Annotated in this window: 17 protein-coding genes and 2 pseudogenes; 2 read left to right on the top strand and 17 right to left on the bottom strand. The window is 64.8% G+C overall.

Annotation, left to right across the window (positions count from 1 at the left end):
- Positions 1-8 precede the first annotated feature (8 nt).
- The 5 genes from AC3A3X_RS06200 to AC3A3X_RS06180 form a co-directional block, all read right to left on the bottom strand.
- Positions 9-266, bottom strand: coding sequence for a peptidase (locus tag AC3A3X_RS06200; RefSeq protein WP_487582157.1), 258 nt, complete (start codon positions 264-266; stop codon positions 9-11).
- A gap of 87 nt (positions 267-353) precedes the next feature.
- On the bottom strand, positions 354-1853 hold the full coding sequence (locus AC3A3X_RS06195; RefSeq protein WP_487582156.1) for an arylsulfatase: 1500 nt from the start codon (positions 1851-1853) through the stop codon (positions 354-356).
- A 762-nt stretch (positions 1854-2615) separates the two neighbouring features.
- Positions 2616-2933 (bottom strand): hypothetical protein, encoded by a 318-nt coding sequence (locus tag AC3A3X_RS06190; RefSeq protein ID WP_487582155.1) that lies wholly within the window; start codon positions 2931-2933, stop codon positions 2616-2618.
- 2 nt (positions 2934-2935) lie between these two features.
- Positions 2936-3151 carry a hypothetical protein gene (locus AC3A3X_RS06185; RefSeq protein WP_487582154.1) on the bottom strand — a complete coding sequence of 72 codons (216 nt, stop codon included), beginning with the start codon at positions 3149-3151 and terminating at the stop codon, positions 2936-2938.
- Positions 3148-3837 (bottom strand): VC1465 family Xer recombination activation factor, encoded by a 690-nt coding sequence (locus AC3A3X_RS06180; protein WP_487582202.1) that lies wholly within the window; start codon positions 3835-3837, stop codon positions 3148-3150. Before AC3A3X_RS06180 ends, AC3A3X_RS06185 begins: the two co-directional genes overlap by 4 nt.
- A gap of 188 nt (positions 3838-4025) precedes the next feature.
- Here AC3A3X_RS06180 and AC3A3X_RS06175 point away from each other — a divergent pair, with 188 nt between their 5' ends.
- The gene (locus tag AC3A3X_RS06175; protein WP_487582153.1) at positions 4026-4277 is read left to right on the top strand and encodes a DUF3653 domain-containing protein; all 252 of its coding nucleotides are present in this window, start codon (positions 4026-4028) and stop codon (positions 4275-4277) included.
- Here the strand turns inward: AC3A3X_RS06175 and AC3A3X_RS06170 are convergent, their stop codons facing one another.
- The 5 genes from AC3A3X_RS06170 to AC3A3X_RS06150 all read right to left on the bottom strand — a co-directional run bounded on the left by AC3A3X_RS06170 (position 4278) and on the right by AC3A3X_RS06150 (position 8079).
- Positions 4278-4694, bottom strand: a complete 417-nt coding sequence (locus tag AC3A3X_RS06170; RefSeq protein ID WP_487582152.1) for a DUF4124 domain-containing protein — start codon at positions 4692-4694, stop codon at positions 4278-4280. It lies immediately after the preceding gene.
- An 88-nt stretch (positions 4695-4782) separates the two neighbouring features.
- Positions 4783-5448 carry a TraX family protein gene (locus AC3A3X_RS06165; protein WP_487582151.1) on the bottom strand — a complete coding sequence of 222 codons (666 nt, stop codon included), beginning with the start codon at positions 5446-5448 and terminating at the stop codon, positions 4783-4785.
- Between the two features lie 23 nt (positions 5449-5471).
- On the bottom strand, positions 5472-6635 hold the full coding sequence (locus AC3A3X_RS06160) for a zonular occludens toxin domain-containing protein (protein ID WP_487582150.1): 1164 nt from the start codon (positions 6633-6635) through the stop codon (positions 5472-5474).
- A complete protein-coding gene (locus tag AC3A3X_RS06155) occupies positions 6632-6946 on the bottom strand; it encodes a DUF2523 family protein (RefSeq protein ID WP_487582149.1) in 315 nt (104 codons plus the stop codon). Before AC3A3X_RS06155 ends, AC3A3X_RS06160 begins: the two co-directional genes overlap by 4 nt.
- A 5-nt stretch (positions 6947-6951) precedes the next feature.
- Positions 6952-8079: a hypothetical protein gene (locus AC3A3X_RS06150; protein WP_487582148.1), complete on the bottom strand. Its 1128-nt coding sequence runs from the start codon at positions 8077-8079 to the stop codon at positions 6952-6954.
- 134 nt (positions 8080-8213) lie between these two features.
- Here AC3A3X_RS06150 and AC3A3X_RS06145 point away from each other — a divergent pair.
- A pseudogene (locus AC3A3X_RS06145) lies at positions 8214-9074 on the top strand (NAD-binding protein); the annotation flags it as partial.
- A gap of 24 nt (positions 9075-9098) precedes the next feature.
- Here the strand turns inward: AC3A3X_RS06145 and AC3A3X_RS06140 are convergent.
- The 7 genes and pseudogenes from AC3A3X_RS06140 to AC3A3X_RS06110 form a co-directional block, all read right to left on the bottom strand.
- Positions 9099-9764 carry a hypothetical protein gene (locus tag AC3A3X_RS06140; protein WP_487582147.1) on the bottom strand — a complete coding sequence of 222 codons (666 nt, stop codon included), beginning with the start codon at positions 9762-9764 and terminating at the stop codon, positions 9099-9101.
- The gene (locus AC3A3X_RS06135) at positions 9754-11334 is read right to left on the bottom strand and encodes a xanthine dehydrogenase family protein molybdopterin-binding subunit (RefSeq protein WP_487582146.1); all 1581 of its coding nucleotides are present in this window, start codon (positions 11332-11334) and stop codon (positions 9754-9756) included. Before AC3A3X_RS06135 ends, AC3A3X_RS06140 begins: the two co-directional genes overlap by 11 nt.
- A gap of 46 nt (positions 11335-11380) precedes the next feature.
- Positions 11381-11758, bottom strand: a pseudogene (locus AC3A3X_RS06130) ((2Fe-2S)-binding protein); the annotation flags it as partial.
- Between the two features lie 195 nt (positions 11759-11953).
- Positions 11954-13975 carry a M13 family metallopeptidase gene (locus tag AC3A3X_RS06125; RefSeq protein WP_487582145.1) on the bottom strand — a complete coding sequence of 674 codons (2022 nt, stop codon included), beginning with the start codon at positions 13973-13975 and terminating at the stop codon, positions 11954-11956.
- 104 nt (positions 13976-14079) lie between these two features.
- A complete protein-coding gene (locus AC3A3X_RS06120; protein ID WP_487582144.1) occupies positions 14080-15609 on the bottom strand; it encodes an FAD-dependent oxidoreductase in 1530 nt (509 codons plus the stop codon).
- Positions 15610-15644: 35 nt separating this feature from the next.
- On the bottom strand, positions 15645-15998 hold the full coding sequence (locus AC3A3X_RS06115; protein ID WP_487582143.1) for a hypothetical protein: 354 nt from the start codon (positions 15996-15998) through the stop codon (positions 15645-15647).
- A 20-nt stretch (positions 15999-16018) separates the two neighbouring features.
- The gene (locus AC3A3X_RS06110) at positions 16019-16186 is read right to left on the bottom strand and encodes a hypothetical protein (RefSeq protein WP_487582142.1); all 168 of its coding nucleotides are present in this window, start codon (positions 16184-16186) and stop codon (positions 16019-16021) included.
- Positions 16187-16458: the final 272 nt, after the last annotated feature.

The raw sequence follows: 16458 nt of genomic DNA, 5'->3' as shown, positions 1-16458 counted from the left end.
GTTTCCCGCTAGTGCTGCGTCGGAGGATTCTTGCAGAACGCATCGAACGCATCCCGCGTCGGCTCGAAGCCGTTCTTCTTCGCCAGTTCCCACGGGCGCTCGCACTGGTTCAGGTCGTCACACCACGAGTATCCTGCCGAGGCAATGCATCCGTGTGCATCCCGATCGGACCCGGGCATGGCTTCCGGTGGTGGTGCCGGTGCCTGTGCGGTGCATCCACTGAGGCAAGCGATCAGGGACGCAACCGCACGCAAGGACAGCTTCATGCAGCCCTCCTTTACTCCTCGACCCAGCGCGGCGCGCGTGGACGCGGTTGAGGTGACGCGGCTACCGCCGGCCACCTGCATACGCGGTTAGTTTTGACTCGGACTGGCGGTGGTGATCTTCTCCATCGCGTCGCCCACGGTGAAGCTTGCCGCCTTCGCTCGCGGCGGGAACTCCTTGAAGCTCTCCAGCATCTTGCCGACGATCGCCTGCGCCGGAACAAGCAGGAAGATGCGGCGCGCCTGCCAGTCGCCGTAGTAGATGCCGTCGGTCCCGCTTTCGAAAGGATCTGCGCGCAGGCTGTAGATGTTCGGCGCGCGCAACACCGTGAACTGCCCTTGCCACACGCCGAGGGGAGTCTTGGGAGTGATCTCGGTGTGCTGCTCCATGAAGCTGATCTTCCAGTGGCGAACGCGGATGGCGAGCAGGTCGCCGTCGTCGCTCCAGTACGGGAAGAACTCGCGCGGGGACTTGTCCACCTCACCCTTGAACAGCGGCTGCAGGTTGTGCCCGTCCAGATGGACCTTGAACGTCGTGTCGCCGATCTTGCCGCCCTTGCGCACCCGGTCGACGACATCGTTGTCGCCCGCGGCGGCGCCCAGCGTGGGGAGGAAATCCTCATGCGAGCAGATCTCGTTGATCACCGTCCCGGGCTTGATCGTGCCGGGCCAGCGGATCACGCAGGGCACGCGGAACCCGCCTTCCCAGTTGGTCGCCTTCTCGCCGCGGAACGGTGTCGTGCCGCCATCGGGCCAGGTGAAGCACTCGGCGCCGTTGTCGGTGGTGTAGACAACGATCGTGTTCTCGGTCGCACCCAGCTCGTCGAGCAGCGCCAGAAGTTCTCCGACGTGGCCGTCGTGCTCGACCATGCCGTCCGGGTACAGGCCATAGCCGGTCTTGCCCTGCGACTCCTTCTTCAGGTGCGTGAAGATGTGCATGCGCGTGGTGTTGAAATAGCAGAACCATGGCGCATTGCCGTTGCTGCGCTTGATGAAGGCCTTGGCATCGGCGAGGAACTCCTCGTCGATGGTTTCCATGCGCTTCTTCGTCATCGCGCCGGTATTCTCGATCGTCTGCCCACCCTTGCCGTCGGCCTTGCACTTCAGCACGCCGCGCGGACCGAACTTCTCCTTGAACCTCGGATCCTTCGGGTAGTCCTCGTTCTCCGGTTCCTCCTCGGCATTGAGGTGGTAGAGGTTGCCGAAGAACTCGTCGAAGCCGTGCATCGTCGGAAGGTGCTCGTCGCGATCACCGAGGTGGTTCTTGCCGAACTGGCCGGTGGCGTAGCCCTGCGCTTTCAGCACCTGGGCGATGCAGGGATCTTTCGGACCGAGGCCGAGTTCGGCGCCGGGCAGGCCGACCTTGGTCAGGCCAGTGCGGATCGGTGACTGTCCGGTCAGGAACGCTGCGCGCCCCGCAGTGCAGCTCTGCTGCCCGTACCAGTCGGTGAACAGCGCGCCTTCCTTTGCGATGCGGTCGATGTTGGGCGTCTTGTAGCCCATCACGCCGAGGTTGTAGGCGCTGACGTTGTACCAGCCTATGTCGTCGCCCATGATGAAAAGGATGTTCGGCTTCCCTTGCGCGGCCATCTCTGTCTCCTTCCGGCGCCGGATCGAACGCACGCCGTCATTTGCCACGACCGGCGCCGCAGCTGGGTTAACGAGGACGCTCGACTCGACGGCAGGGCGCTCGCAAAGAGTAGGGCGCCTTTGTGATCCCCCAGTGAAAGGCCGCCATTTGCCGTTGTTGGTACGGGGAGATTCGCGGCTCGCATGTCTGGGAGTACGGTTTCACCGAAATTTCACGCTGCGCTGATATGTCTGCATGGCGCTTGAATTCCAGGTTCAGCGATCCAAGGCTGTCGCCGTCTGCACAGCGTCCACCGCAACGCGCGGATCCGTCCATATACGGGCGATATACGAGACCTCTGTGCGCCACAGGAACGCGCTCGGCACGCCTCGACCATCCCGTGAAGTCGTGTCGTTGCCTGCACACGGCAGTGTTGAAGCGCAACAGTTCGGGGTTGCGTGCATGGGCCAGCTTGCGATGCGACGTCTCGCGAATGGCTGGGAGCAATTACGCGACCATGATGGAAACTATTTGCGGTGTCGTGATCTTTAGGAGCACACGGCCCAGTGCATCTGGGAGGCGGGGCGGGACGGGCCGACTCGACGCGCCCGGACCAGCAAATAGGCTCCTGCGGTCACGGGACATCCACTTCGCATAATGCATAAGCTCTTCGCTTATTAACTTTCGGCTTCACGAATTGCCCCTTCCGATCCCTCAGGATCGATAATGTTGCTGATTATCAGATAATGGAAATGGTTTCCACCATTAGGCAAAAAAAAGCGTCATCGGGGATGCGTTATGTCAGCGGCCGCCTCCCTCAGCGCGGGTCCGACCGCTGGTGAAAGAGCGGGGCATCCATGCCCCATAACCGGCAAACCGCGGCGTGCGCGGCGTGCCAGCCAACGCTGAGCGGAACGGATGGCATCCTCGATGTCGTGCTGCACGCCAGCCATCGAAATCCGGTCAGATAGCGGTGCCCCTTCGGCAGCCATTTCGGCCCGCATCTGCACGGCCACATCGCGCATTCGGTAGTAGGCGTCCAGGCATGCGCGAACGCTTTCGGGGCGCGCATTGGCGCTGAAATTGCCGAGCCAGTTCATGCTCATGCGTCACCTCGCTTTGCCGGCGTCAGGGGTAGGGCACGGATGCGCTGCGTGATGAACACCACGAGGCTGTCGACGAAGTCCTGCGGCGTGGCATAGGTCTTCGCGTTGGGCGTGCCAGAGGGCGCGGTGCAAGCTCGAGCAGCGTCGTGGTAGGCCGCGATGGCCAGCTGCAGGAAGTCTCCGACTTTGATCGGTGCGTTGCGAACGCTCATGGACGCACCGCCTTTGCCTGGCGATCGCTGAGCGGTTTTTCTGGACGTTTGTGTAGGGTCAAGCTAAGGGAACCCGTGGGGTTCCTCTTGTTTTTCAACGACTTAGAGGGTCGTTGACCAACGAGTGCGCGGCTTGCCGGCTGTCCACTCGTGCGGGCTGGAAGCTCCGCTGAAGGGTCTTTCCCAGCTGCTCGCCCTTGGGCGCGGAGGATCGACGGAGCAGACGCTAGCGCACCTTTGGGGGCGTTCGCAAGTGGGGCGGTCTGCAACGTGCGTGCCGCGCATTCTGCCGGGCTCTCACAGGCCGGGCTGGCCGCGAGCCAGCCGTCGCCACAGGCGACGTCAGGTCGCGCGTCCAGCTCGCTCTGGCGACGCTCGCGCATGAGGCGCTGGAACTCACGGGCTTGGCGCACCAGCAGCGACCACCAGGCGAACTCGTGCGCGCGGATCTCGTGGCCTTCGGGCGTCCACAGCTTGTCGCCGCGAACGAACCAACCGGACCACTCGGCGCCGAGGAATTTGCCACCGCGCAGCACCCGCATGAGCTTGAACGCCGCATAGGGAATCCGGCTGCTGCCGGACTCCCAGTTGCGCACGGTGCGCTCGGTGACGTGCAGCAGATCGGCGCAGGCCTCAGCGCTCAAACCACACGCCAACCGAGCCTCGCGGAAGCGCCACGGGGCGATGGGGTAGCGGCGCTTGGGAAGACCTTTCCGCCTATTGCCTACTTCGCATAATGCATATTATGTCAATTCGTCGCAGGAGCTGGCACCGGGTCCTTTCCGACCTGCTGGCGCGGGCTTTACCTACATCGCCTCGCGCCCTTTTAGTACACGGTTAACGGTTCAACGCCACAGGGGGCTTTGAGTTGAACATGGATTTTGAAGGTGATTGGTACGGATGGCGGCTGCGAGGCCGCCATCTCGTTTCTGAGGACGGTCAACGCATGACCATCGAGCGTCTGCGAGGTCTGATGTGGCGCGACAAGATGGAACTCCGCCGCGCCGGCTATGCCAGCCGACGCAGGGCCGAAGAAGCCCGCAAGGTCGCGAGCAGATCGCAACTGGTCAAGGTCGTGGTGATCGACCTGGGCACCTACCGCCAGCACGGCATCGCGGCCTCGTAACTACTTGCAGGCCTCGCGCACCTTGTCATCGAGCTCGCGCAGCAAATCAAAGGTCCGCTGCAATCCCACCGCGTTCAAGACGCTCTCCCGGTGGGCCTTAGCCGCGTCGCAAGCGGACGCATTTCGCGCGCCATCAATCCGAATGCGATGGCCTGACGCACTGGCAGTGGGCCCACGGCTGGTGCCTGCACGCTGAGAAAGATAGGCCGATTCAGCGGCATCCTGCTGGCGCTTCAACTCGCGAGCACGCAGCTGCTCGTAGCTCGGCTCCGCCTCTGGCTCCGCAATCCAGTATTTGGGCTGCTGCGCATCTGATGGGCACGGCGCGCTCTGATAGCTAACCGCCCCGCCCTTGCCCACGCACTTGTAAATCACCTGCGCCGAAGCGCCTCCGCTGGCCAGCAAAGCGGCCAGCACGACTCCGTGTCGTACCACGCGACCATCCCCCTATGGACTGTGATCAGCGTAGCAGAAGCGGTTTGCAGGGTGAAAAAGGGATGAGCGGTTATCCGTGGGCTGCGCCCACACCCACGAACACGGCGATCGCCACCAGCACCAGGTGCACCGGATACGCGGCATAGAACGCCCACCGCAGCCGCGGCACCTGCAGGTGCATCGAAGTGGCCAGCCAGATCAGTGGCAGCGCCAGCAGCGCCCAGGCGTTGCCGTTGAACAGGCACAGACCCAGCAGCGCGAGGAAGGCCCCGGCGCCCTGGCGATCGTGCCCCCGGAAATAGGCCCAGAACGCCACCACCAAGGCTGTGCCGGCGTGCCAGTACTCGACCAGGCACGACGCCACCAGGAACAGCGCCAGCGCTTCCAGGCGCCTTCCCTGCTCGATCGACAGGATCACCCCGACGGCGACGGCGAACGTCAGCAGCACGTTGAGCGGCCAGATCCCGATCCACCCAAACAGGTAGGCGTGCGCCGGCAGGGCGATCGCGCCGACCACCACCAGGCGCCGAAGGGCACGCACCAGGTCAACACCTGGTCGCGCGAGGTTGTACGCCAGCACGATCGAAAACAGCGGCATCGCCAGGCGCCCGAGGATCTCCGCCGGCAGGCCCGCGCCGCGATCGAAAAAAGCCGCGTTGGCATGGTCCACAAACATCGACAGCAACGCCGTCCATTTCAGCAACTCGATGGCGCCGCTATCGATCGCCCTGGGCATCCACCCGGCTTCGAGCACCCGGCTCACGGTGCACCACCCGAACCAGGTGCCGGCGACCCGCCGATAACCGCTCCCGGCATCGACACGTCAGCACATGGTGCCGCGTCGTCGACGTGACCTACCCGTTGCTCGGCAAGGCGGCGCAGCTGCGTCGTAGCGTCGAGCCGCTGGCGATCGCCCTGCACTTCGTCCAGGAACGGCTCGTACTGGCCATCGACCGCGATGAGCAGACACCGGTTGAGTTCGATCGCGTAACGCGTGCCCTGCTCCGTCAAGCACGAACAGGACTTATCACCCTCCCCGCCGCTGGCAATGCAAAACACCCGTGGCGGCTGGCTGGGGACCGTAAGCCGATCGTAGGCTGGTGCGGTCCAAGGCTGACCACCAATACGCGGCGTCAACCAGCGGACATAATCCGTTGTCCTCAGTTCGGCGTCTCGCGGAGCGGCGGCAGCGCCGCCGTCGTCACCCGTCGCTCTCGCTCCGTGCTCCTCCGGCGGCTTTTTCTTGTTCGGCTGCACGGCGATTTCGTTCGCCGTCTGCTGTCCTTCAAAGGACGCCTCGACAGAGTTCATCGACCACACCACGCCGCCCAATGCGGTCGGAATACCGATCGCCAGCGCCACCACGTACCAAGGAATGCGGCGCTCGGTCGTGTCCATTTCGGTGGACTTGTAGCAGCCCTGCGGACGCTTAGGCAGCTTCACGCGCCGAATCACCGTCGGCGTCGCCTTGACCGGATTGCGTTCGAAATAGTCGAACTCGCGCAGGTGGATCAGCGGCGTGCCCCAGCGGCGTCGCACATGCACGTGACGGTCGATCAAGTCATGCACGAACTCGTCGATCTGCTTTGCCGGCGACTGGCTGATGAAGATGAAGTCGATACCGCGGTGGCGGTGCTTGGCCAGCTGCTCGACGTGCGGCGGAACGCGCGAACCCGGTGGGCGCTTCGGCAGCATGCCGTGCTCGTACGCCTCGTCGACGAGGGCGACGGCGCCGTCAGGCAAGAAATTCATCCAGTCGCGGAACTGCTCCGGCGTCATCGGCAGACAGCCGGTTTTGTCGTAGTCGAACTGGTTGACGTTGCACACATACACCAGGCGCCCTTCGTCCCGATAGGACAAGGCCTTGTCGATGCCGTGCAGCGTCTTCCCGTGGCCCGGCTGGCCCGTATACCAGTAGATCACGCCCCACCCCCTGGCAGAACCGACTTTGGCACGATGAAAAAGCGCCAGGCCATCTTGACCGTGAGCGCCGACAGGATCATCGACATAGCGACGTCCGCCTTCACCGCGAAAAACAGGTCCAGCAGCTGCGGCGGTAGCGCGGTGACGTAGTTGGTAACGAAGCCCTTTACGTCTGGCAGCAGCGATTGCACCGTCACCACGGTCAACCCGAAGCCCGCCAGCATCTTCGATGCCACCGTGGTGCCCACCTCGCTGGCGCGCACGAAGAAGCGCTCGACCAGCTCCACAACCCATTTACGCAGGTTCCACATCGCGGCTACTCCATCAAAATTCGGATAGCGGTGAAGGCACCGAACAACGGGATGATGAGCGCCAGAATCGCCACCAGCTGGCACCAGTAGGGCTCGCTGTCCAGGTCGAACGTGCCGAAGGGACCGAAATCGAGCACTCCCAGCGCCGGGCAACTCCCACCGCCACCAAAACCGCCCTGATCGAGCATGTCGATGCCCAACTGAATCGCGTTGGTCGGCGGCTCGTCGCTATCGCCGGCATCGCCCTCGTAGTCACCCTCGCCCGCCGTCCAGTCAGGCTGCCCGTCGCCGTTCGCGTCGCCCTTGCAAATTTGCGCCCGCAGCGCCCGTAGCTGCTGCGCGTTGGCGTTGGTGCCCTCGACGCCAAATGGCTGAGAACAGTCGCCCACGTCGCCCGTCACGTTGGCCGCGTTACCGGCCTCCGTAGCGCACCGTGCGTGCCAGGCCTGCGTTGCAACCATCCCCAGCACCGGATCACCCGTTGTGATCGGCGGGCTCTCGCAATTGCCACCGCCGCTCGCACTACCCTTGCCGTCATCCCCTTCCCCATCGCCACTACCATCCGCAGGCTCGCCGTCCGTCGATGGCTTGCCGCCGCCATTCGCCTCGGTGCCGTGTTCGGTTTCATAATTCGTCGTCGTGGTGATGCTCGCCGAGTTGTTGTTAGTCACGTTCGTGACGGTCGGCGTACCCTTTTGCTGCAAGCTGTCACCGCTGGGCAGCGCGACGTTCTCGGGTGGAATCGGCGTCTCGCCCGCGTTGCGCTTCTGGCGCACCTTGCCGTCGTTCTTCTCGCCGGTCTCGCCCGGCTGCCAACAGAACTGCATCGCCGTCCCGATCGGGCCCTTGTAGCAAACCTGACCGTCCTGTTTCGCACACGCCGTCTGACCGCTTGCAAGCGTCTTACATAGCTGCGGGTCTTCGGTGTTCGGCTGCGGCGCATCCAATGCGCAAGCATTCCCCGTCGGCGCCCAGCCCTTCGACAACGTAATGAAATCGCTGCCATTGAAGCTCAGCGTCCGACCGCCGTCCGGCGGCGCAAACTCGCAACCCCCAATACACCCCGACGTCGCCGTTCCGCTGATAAGCCCGCTGCCCGCGCTCGCCTTATCGAGACACTTGTCGCGAGTCATACACTGAGATGGATTGTTCGGATCCCAGGAGAATCCGCCGACGCACCGGCAACCGCCACCAGGTGCGACCTCTTGACCCGCTGGACACGTCGTAGCGCCCACATATCGAAAAGTCGCAACGCCGCCCCAAACTCCGACGTTTGCGCAGCAGTCATGCCGAGGCGCTCGACCGTGCAGCGCTGATGGCGCAAGGCGGCGAGTTTGCCTTCGTTCTCTATTCCACCGCGGCCGTGGCAGGGGTGATCAGCGCACAGGCCAATGCCGTCTTTACGGCCATCGTGGTGTTGTCCATGGCCTTGACTCCCCTGGTGTGTCTGCTGGTCAAGCGTCTACTTCCGCGCCGGAATCAGCCCTCGCTGGATGGCCTTGACATGGCGTTCGGCGTGTCCGGCCGCGTGCTGATGATCGGCTTCGGTCGCTTCGGCCAAGTGGTGAGCCAATCGCTGCTGGCACGCGACGTCGATGTCACCGTGATCGACACCGATGTCGAGATGATCCAGGCGGCTTCGGACTTCGGATTCAAGGTCTATTACGGGGACGGCACGCGCCTGGACGTCCTGCGGGCCGCCGGCGCCGGCCAGGCACAAGTCATCGCGATCTGCACGGATCACCGCGAGACGGCCAACTGCATTGTCGAACTGGCCAAGTCGGAGTTTGCCCAGGCCACGTTGATGGTGAGGGCCTATGACCGCGAGCATGCGTGGCATCTGGCCGGCGAAGGCGTCGACATCCATGTCCGCGAGACCTTCGAGTCCGCGTTGAACTTCGGCAGCCTGGCCTTGCGCCAGCTGGGTGTGACGCCGGTCGAGGCCGATCGGATAGCCGATAGCGTGCGCCGCCAGGACGCCGAGCGATTCGCCTTTGAACTGGCCGGCGGCGATTGGGTAAGCGGCGCGGTGATGAGCTTCAGCAAGCGGCCGCAACCTGCCCCGCTTACCCCTCCCCGACGCGAAAGCCGGGCCCTCAACGAAGGGGCCGCGACGCGCCCGGAATGAATGCGAAGACCTCGCCAGGTTCGCTCACCGCGGGCAGGCGGCCCCGCTGGCAATCCACGCATCGACCAGCGCACCGAACTGCTTCTGCGTGCCTGGAGCGGGTTTCCGCCCTGCACCAGGATTCCATGCCCATCCGACCAGTGTGTCGGTACCCATGTGATGGCTGATCCTGGCAAGGTCACGGTTGCCGTTGCGCTCGAGGTCCTTCAACTGCTCGCAGATCTGCCCCAGCGACTTGCCTTGCCAGGCCATCGGCGCAGGCGCCAGCGCCCAGTGCGAGTCGCCGGGAATCGTCCGCACGGTGTCACCCAGGGTCATCGAGTTCGCCTTGCCATGGCAGCTGTTGCACGGCATGCCAGGCATGCCGTGATTGTCCGGGCCGCCGGCTACTTCCGGGACGTGCGGATGCAGGTCATCGCCCTGCGTGGGTGCGCGCTCCACCGGATGGCAGTTGAGGCAGCGCGGATGCTGCAGCACCTTGCCCACCTCTTCGAACAGCGCGACCGATCGCTTGCGCTGGTCCGTGATGCCGTCGAATGCGGAGACTTCCTTGAGTCCCGATGCGGACGCGGCCGCGGCCGCACCGGCCCTTATCGAGCCAGGTCTGGTCGCGGCGTTCTGCGCCCAGGCCACCGCCAGACAGGCCGTCGTGGCGACCACGATCATGGCCGCGATTGCATTACGCCTCATGACGGCCTCCCTTCAGCAGCGCGGTGTCGATCGGCAAGTCGAAAATGCGCTTGCCGGTGGCATGGAAGATCGCGTTGGTGATGGCCGGGAAGATTCCCGACGTGCCCGGTTCGCCTACACCGCCCGGATCGAGCGTGCTCGGCACGATGTACACCTCCACCGGCGGCGCCTCCCGCATCCGCACCACCGGATAGCTGTCGAAGTTGCTTTCGACGATGCGTCCGTTGGCGACGGTGACCTTGCCGTACAGTGCCGCAGACAGGCCAAAGATCACCCCGCTCATCAGCTGCGCCTTGACGATGTCGGGATTGACGGCCACGCCGCAGTCGATCGCGCAGACCACGCGCTCCACCTTCAGCTTGCCGTCCGGCGCCACGCGTACCTGCGCGACGGTCGCCAGGAAGCTTCCGAAGCCATCCTGCACCGACATGCCCAGGCCCTGGCCCTTCTCGAGTTTGCGACCCCACCCGGCCTTCTCGGCGGCGAGGTCCACGACCGCCAGCGAGCGCGGGCTCTTGCCCAGCAGGCGCCTGCGGTACTCGACCGGGTCGATGCCGGCACGCTGCGCCAGATCGTCGATGACCGACTCGACGACGAACACGTTGCGGGTATGGCCCACGCCGCGCCAGTTGCCCACATGCAGGCCCTCGGGCGGCTCCTGGCGCACGTAGTCCACCAGCGCGTTCGGGAAGTCGTACGGTCCCGCCGCGCCGTTGACCGCGTCGTAGTCGACGCCGTCCTTGAAGAACACCGGCAGGAACACCGACATGATCGCCGGCCCCACCACGCGGTGACGGAAACTCACCGGCATGCCGGCGCGATCGGTGCCGACCCAGACGCGGCTGTGGTTGTGGTAGCGGAAGTAGTCCTGCTGGATGTCCTCCTCGCGGCTCCAGGTCACCTTCACCGGCGCATCGACGTGCTTGGCGATGCGCACGGCCTGCGTCACGTAGTCGGCCTCCAGGCGCCGGCCGAATCCACCGCCCAGCAGGTGGTTGTGGACGACCACTTTCTCCAGCGGCAATCCGGAGGCTTCGGCGGCACGCTTCTGGGCACGGCCAAGCACCTGGCAGCCGACCCAGACCTCGCAACGCTCCCTGGTCACGTGCGCGGTGCAGTTGATCGGCTCCATTGCGGCATGCGCGAGCATGGGCTGGCGGAACGTGGCCTCGTAGGTCTTGGCCGCGCGTGCCTGCGCGACGTCGCCGACCTTCACCGCGACCACGCCTTCGCGCTCCAGCGCGGCGTCGCATTGCGCCACCAGGGCGGCGGTATCGAGCCTGGCGTTGGCGCCTTCGTTCCAGCGGATGTCGAGCGCTGCCAGGCCCTTGCGTGCGGCCCAGGTGTTGTCGGCCACCACGGCCACCAGGTCGTCCAGAACCACCACTTGTTTGACGCCGCGCACGGCCAGTGCCGGGGCCTGGTCGACACCTGCGACACGGCCGCCGAACACCGGCGTGGCCCGTACAGCGGCGAAGCGCACGCCCTTGGGCAGCGCGTCGATGCCGAACTTCGCAGTGCCGTTGACCTTGGCCGCCCACCTGCTGCGCCGCCAGCTTGATGGCGCCACGGATGCGCTCGTAGGTGCCGCAGCGGCAGATGTTGCCGCTCATGACACTGTCGATGTCGTCGTCGGTGGGGGCGGCGTTGCCGGCAAGGAGCGCGGCTGCCGACATCAGCTGGCCGGACTGGCAGTAGCCGCACTGCACCACTTCCTTCTCCAGCCAGGCCTCCTGTAGTGCGCGGCCAAGGGGAACTTCATGCAGTGCTTCGATTGTCCGCACCTCGGCATCGGCGACCGCGGCGATCGGCGTGATGCACGACCGCCTGGGCACTCCGTCGATATGCACCGTGCAGGCACCGCACAGCGCCACACCGCATCCAAATTTCGTGCCGGTGAGCTGCAGCACGTCGCGCAGCACCCACAACAATGGCGTGTCGTCGTCGACGTCCACGGTGTGCGGGGTTCCATTCACTTTGATCGTCGTTGGCATGGCTGGCTCGCTCGCAACGGCTCCAACCGCGGAAGGATCACGGCCAAGGCCAGGTGACCATCCTTGGGGACAAAGGGACCTCCCTCAACGACTTTACGTAACGGGCGGCCCGCAGTGGCCACCGTCGATCGTCACCGCAGCATCCGCCGGCGTGCCTGCAGGGTTACGACGACCGCCCTGCCGTGGCGTGTGTGATCACCACACCTCGCAGCGATCCGCCTGCGGCCGCACCATCGGCGCATCCGCCTTGCACTGGAATGCCTCGCGGAACTCCGGCAGGTTCGACAGCGGCCCGTTGACGCGGTACTTGGCAATCGGGTGCGGGTCGCCCTGGACCATGGTGCGCTGGGTTTCCATTCGCGTTTCATCGCCGCGCCACTGGCCCCACGCGATGAAGAACTGCTGCTCGGGGGTGAACCCGTCGATGGTCGGTTCCGGGCCCTTGCCTTCGCGCGACTTCAGATAGCCGCGGTAGGCAAGCTTGGCGCCCGCCAGGTCGCCGATGGACTCGCCCAGCACCAGCTTGCCGTTGTGATGGACGCCCGGCTCGATGAAGTAGCCCTCGAACTGGTCGACCACGCATTGGCCCCTCGCCTGGAACTGCTGGTTGTCCTCGGGTGTCCACCAGTTGGCCAACCTGCCCTGTGCATCGAACTGTGCGCCCTGGTCGTCGAAGCCGTGGCTGATCTCGTGGCCGATGACCACGCCGATCGCGCCATAGTTGACCGCGTCGGTGGCATTCACGTCGAACGCAGGCGGCTGCAGGATGCCGGCCGGAAACACGATCTCATTCTGCAGCGGGTTGTAGTACGCATTCGACGTCGGAGGTGTCATGCCCCAACGGCTGCGATCGGTCGGCTTGCCAACCTGGCTGCGGTTGTCGGCGACGTTCCAGCGCGAGGCCGCGACAAGGTTGTCCCATGCCGAATCACGCGAGACGACCACGCCCTTGTAGTCCTTGAACCTGTCCGGATAGCCCAGCTTCGGGAAGAACGTCGCGCGCTTCTCCAGCGCCTTCTTCTTGGTCGCCTCGTCCATCCAGTCCAGGCCGGCGATGGTGTCGTCCATCGCCGCCAGGATGTTCTTCACCATGTCCTGCATGCGCGCCTTGGCTTCCGGCGGGAAGTATTTCTCCACGTACTTCTGGCCGAGCGCTTCGCCGAGCTGATTGTCGGTGAGTTCGGCGCAGCGCTTCCACCGCGGCTTGATCTCGGTGGCGCCGGTGAGGAACTTGCCGTTGAAGGCGAAGTTCTCCTCGACGAACGGTTGCGACAGCGAGTCCGCGGCGGTATTGAGCACGTGCCACTGCAGGTAGACCTTCCACTGCGGCAGCGGGGTCGTCGCCAGTTCGGTCTGGACCTGCTGCAGGAACTTCGGCTGGGTCACGTTCAACGCATCGTGCGGCATTCCGGCCGCGTCGAAGTACTGCGTCCAGTCGAAGCCGGGAGTGAGCTTGGCCAGATCGGCGAACTCCGTCGGGTTGTCCTGGAGCTTCGGGTCCCGCAGCTGCACGTTGTCGAAGGAGGCCTGCGCCAGGCGCTTTTCGAAGGCGAACACGGTGTTGGCATCCTGCTTGGCCTGCGAGGCGGGAACGCCGGCCAACTCGAACATCTTCGCCACGTGCACGAGGTACTTCGCCCTCGACTCGACGAACCGCGGCTCTGTCTTGAGGTAGTAGTCGCGGTCCGGCATGCCCAGGCCACCGGCATGGATGTGTGCGATGGTCCTGGACGGTTCGTGCAGGTCCTCGCCAGCGAAGAGCGCGAACGGCGCCGACACGCCCACGGCCTGCAGCTTGCCGATCATGCGCTGCAGGTCGGTCTTGTCCTTGATCGAGTCAACCTCGGCCAGCCAGGGCTGCACCGGCTTGCTGCCGAGCGCATCGACCCGCGACTCATCCATGCACGCGGCGTAGAAGTCTCCCGCAAGCTGGCCCGCGCTGCCCTTGGGCCAGTCCGTGCGCGCGGACAGCTCGTTGAGGATGTCGCGCACGTGCTCCTTGTTGACCTCGCCGGATTGCCAGCGCCGGCTCCAGCGGTCCATGTAGTTCGGGATCGGGTTCTGTTGCCGCCACGCACCATTGGCGTAGTCGAAGAAGTCGGTGCAGGCATTGCCGTTGCGATTGATGTCCTCGGGATGTATCCCGTGCACCGCACCGGCCGACGCGGTAGCAGCGGCTGCCAACAGCACGACGAGCGGAAGGCTGGACCTGATCACGGCAACGCCCCTTGCTGGGATGGTGCCGGCCACTATAGCTGCAAGGAATCCGCAGGCCCGTCCCGGAAGCCCTGCCCCATCAGGCGCCCTACCCGTTTGTCCGCTCAGGGTCCAATAACGCCGCTGCCGTGCAGTTCGGCCTCGACGGACAGGTTCTCCAGATCGCGCCCGACGGAAACCGCGGCAATGAGCTTGCCCGCGTGGAAGTACCATGCCGTGAAGTCGCGATCCGGCAACGAGCCGTCGATACGAATTTCATCCCATCCAAGCGTCACGCCGGTACAACGAACGTCCAGGCCGTAGTGATTCGTCCAGAAGAACGGCACGTCGGTGAACGCCTGCACGCCTCCAAGCAGATTCATCGCCGCGACCTGGCCCTGCCGCTCCGCATGGACCCAGTGCTCGATTCGAACCCGGTCCGCGCCGTGTGGATAGCGCGCGACGTCACCGGCGGCGTAGATCCCGGCAATCGACGTCTGCAGATGCTCATCGACCAGGATGCCGTCCTGCACCGCCAGACCGGCCACCGCCGCGAGCTGTGTGCGCGGTTTCACTCCGACGCCCACTATCACCACATCAGCGCGGACCTCGGTGCCGTCTTCCAAGGTAAGGGTGTTGCCGTCGAATGTCGTCGCCGTGGTGCGAAGGTGGAACACCACGCCCTGGTCTTCATGCAAACCTGCGATGAAGGCGCCGACTTCGCGTCCCAGGACGCGCTCCATGGGAACCTCCTCCGGCGCCACCACATGCACTTCCAGGCCCCGCGTGCGCAACGCGCCGGCGGCCTCCATGCCGATGAAACCGGCCCCGATGAACGCCACCGACGATGCATTCGCGCACGCCGCGGTGATCGCGCGAGCATCCGCCAGCGTGCGCAGTGTGAACACGTTGGGGCGGTCGAACCCGGGCAGCGGCAATCGCACAGGTTCCGCGCCCGTGGCGAGAAGCAGGACGTCATAGGGAACGCGTTCCCCGGAGCAGGTCAGCACGCAACGGGACGAGGTATCGACCGCGGTGACCTCGCAATCCAGACGCAGGTCGATACGCTGTTCCGTGTAGAACTTGGGGTCCTGCAGCGGAATCCACTCCTCGGGCGCGGTGCCCGCCAGATAGTCCTTGGACAGATTCGGCCGATCGCAGGGCTCCGCAGTGTCGGCGCTGAGCATCGAAAGCACGCCACCGAAGCCCGACTCGCGCAGTCGTTGCGCCGCCGCGAATCCCGCCGCCCCACCGCCCACGATCACAATTCGCCCGGGCTCGGAACGCAGACTTGGAGGTGAAGAGGGTGTGGCCGCATTCTGCGCACGAACGAATACGGTGTCGCCGACGACCTCGGTGCTCCACGTCGCCAACGGAGCGAATGCGGGGGCGCGCAGCGCGGCACCCGTGTGCAGGCTGAAGCATGCGTGGTGCCATGGACACCGGATTTCGCCATTGACCAGCAGGCCATCGGCCAGCGGTCCGCCGTAGTGGGTGCAGGTGCCGCTGACTGCGTGGAAGCCATCCTCCAGCCGAACCAGAAGCATCGGGGCGCCATCGACATGGCCGGCGAGCATCTGCCCGAGCGGGATGCTGTCCAGCGGCACACCCTGAGCCAGGTCGGGACCGGACGGCGTGGTGTCGGTTTGGGCCATGGGTGACTCCTGCGATTGCATTCGCCGGTGCTTTGTCAGGCCGCTCCATGTGGTAGGCAATCGGCGATTGCTCGAAGCCGGACCATCGCCTCCTCCGGACCAAATCTACCCGGCCGGCCATAGCTGCCCTTCTCCGGATGACTGTCGGAGCAGACGCTCGCAAGGACGGATTCGGCCAGATGCTGATGGGGAGCTATGCGATCGGCGAGCTTGCCCAGGACAGCCAGATCCGTCGGGCCGGCCCCATCGCCGTCCAGCGCAGACCTCCAGTAGAAGTTGTCGTAGCTGGCGCAGAAATCCCAGAACGGCAGGCGCCCGGAAGCGCACAGACGCACCAGCTTGTCATGGCGATCCAGATCGGCGACCAGCTCGGACTCATGCAGGTACATGCCCATGGCCTCCATTGGCGTCAGATGCCGCGAGCCCGCAGGAGGAACGTCTTGAGAGCTTCGGCGTAGCTGTAGTCCGCGGGAGACAGGCGCGATTGGACGTCCTCCAACTGCGCGCGAAACGCCCAGCACAGCGCAAGCATCTTCTCGTGGCCTTCCGCCTCGACCATCGCGGTTCGGCGTCGCATTTCAATCATGTTGTCCATGACAGGTCTGTCCATGGCAGACCTAACGGCATCCGCGTTCGACGACGCGGTGCAGGCTTCAATGTAGCACCTTTGCCGCAGGCAAACCGGGCTTTCAGGGGCAACCCACTGACAACCGACGTGAATCCTTCAAGCGTGCGTCGAGAAGATTACCGAGCACACCGCACGATGAACACAATCGCGAATCCATCGCCGGATCACGAACAACTAACAGTTGGCAGCGCAAGCTCCGCTGGCACTACGACGCAATGTCG

It is taken from the genome of Lysobacter sp. Soil_N_23 (assembly GCF_057656135.1).
The sequence above is the reverse complement of the archived record's forward strand: the minus strand, read 5'-3'. Positions and strand labels throughout refer to the sequence as shown.

Excerpts from the sequence above, each read along its gene's own strand:
- AC3A3X_RS06115 (WP_487582143.1), bottom strand. The coding sequence starts at position 15,998 with ATGTACCTGCATGAGTCCGAGCTGGTCGCCGATCTGGATCGCCATGAC.
- AC3A3X_RS06110 (WP_487582142.1), bottom strand. The coding sequence starts at position 16,186 with ATGCGACGCCGAACCGCGATGGTCGAGGCGGAAGGCCACGAGAAGATG.
- AC3A3X_RS06175 (WP_487582153.1), top strand. The coding sequence starts at position 4,026 with ATGGATTTTGAAGGTGATTGGTACGGATGGCGGCTGCGAGGCCGCCAT.
- AC3A3X_RS06185 (WP_487582154.1), bottom strand. The coding sequence starts at position 3,151 with ATGAGCGTTCGCAACGCACCGATCAAAGTCGGAGACTTCCTGCAGCTG.
- AC3A3X_RS06165 (WP_487582151.1), bottom strand. The coding sequence starts at position 5,448 with ATGCCCAGGGCGATCGATAGCGGCGCCATCGAGTTGCTGAAATGGACG.
- AC3A3X_RS06140 (WP_487582147.1), bottom strand. The coding sequence starts at position 9,764 with ATGAGGCGTAATGCAATCGCGGCCATGATCGTGGTCGCCACGACGGCC.
- AC3A3X_RS06150 (WP_487582148.1), bottom strand. The coding sequence starts at position 8,079 with ATGACTCGCGACAAGTGTCTCGATAAGGCGAGCGCGGGCAGCGGGCTT.
- AC3A3X_RS06200 (WP_487582157.1), bottom strand. The coding sequence starts at position 266 with ATGAAGCTGTCCTTGCGTGCGGTTGCGTCCCTGATCGCTTGCCTCAGT.
- AC3A3X_RS06120 (WP_487582144.1), bottom strand. The coding sequence starts at position 15,609 with ATGGCCCAAACCGACACCACGCCGTCCGGTCCCGACCTGGCTCAGGGT.
- AC3A3X_RS06195 (WP_487582156.1), bottom strand. The coding sequence starts at position 1,853 with ATGGCCGCGCAAGGGAAGCCGAACATCCTTTTCATCATGGGCGACGAC.
- AC3A3X_RS06155 (WP_487582149.1), bottom strand. The coding sequence starts at position 6,946 with ATGTGGAACCTGCGTAAATGGGTTGTGGAGCTGGTCGAGCGCTTCTTC.
- AC3A3X_RS06190 (WP_487582155.1), bottom strand. The coding sequence starts at position 2,933 with ATGAACTGGCTCGGCAATTTCAGCGCCAATGCGCGCCCCGAAAGCGTT.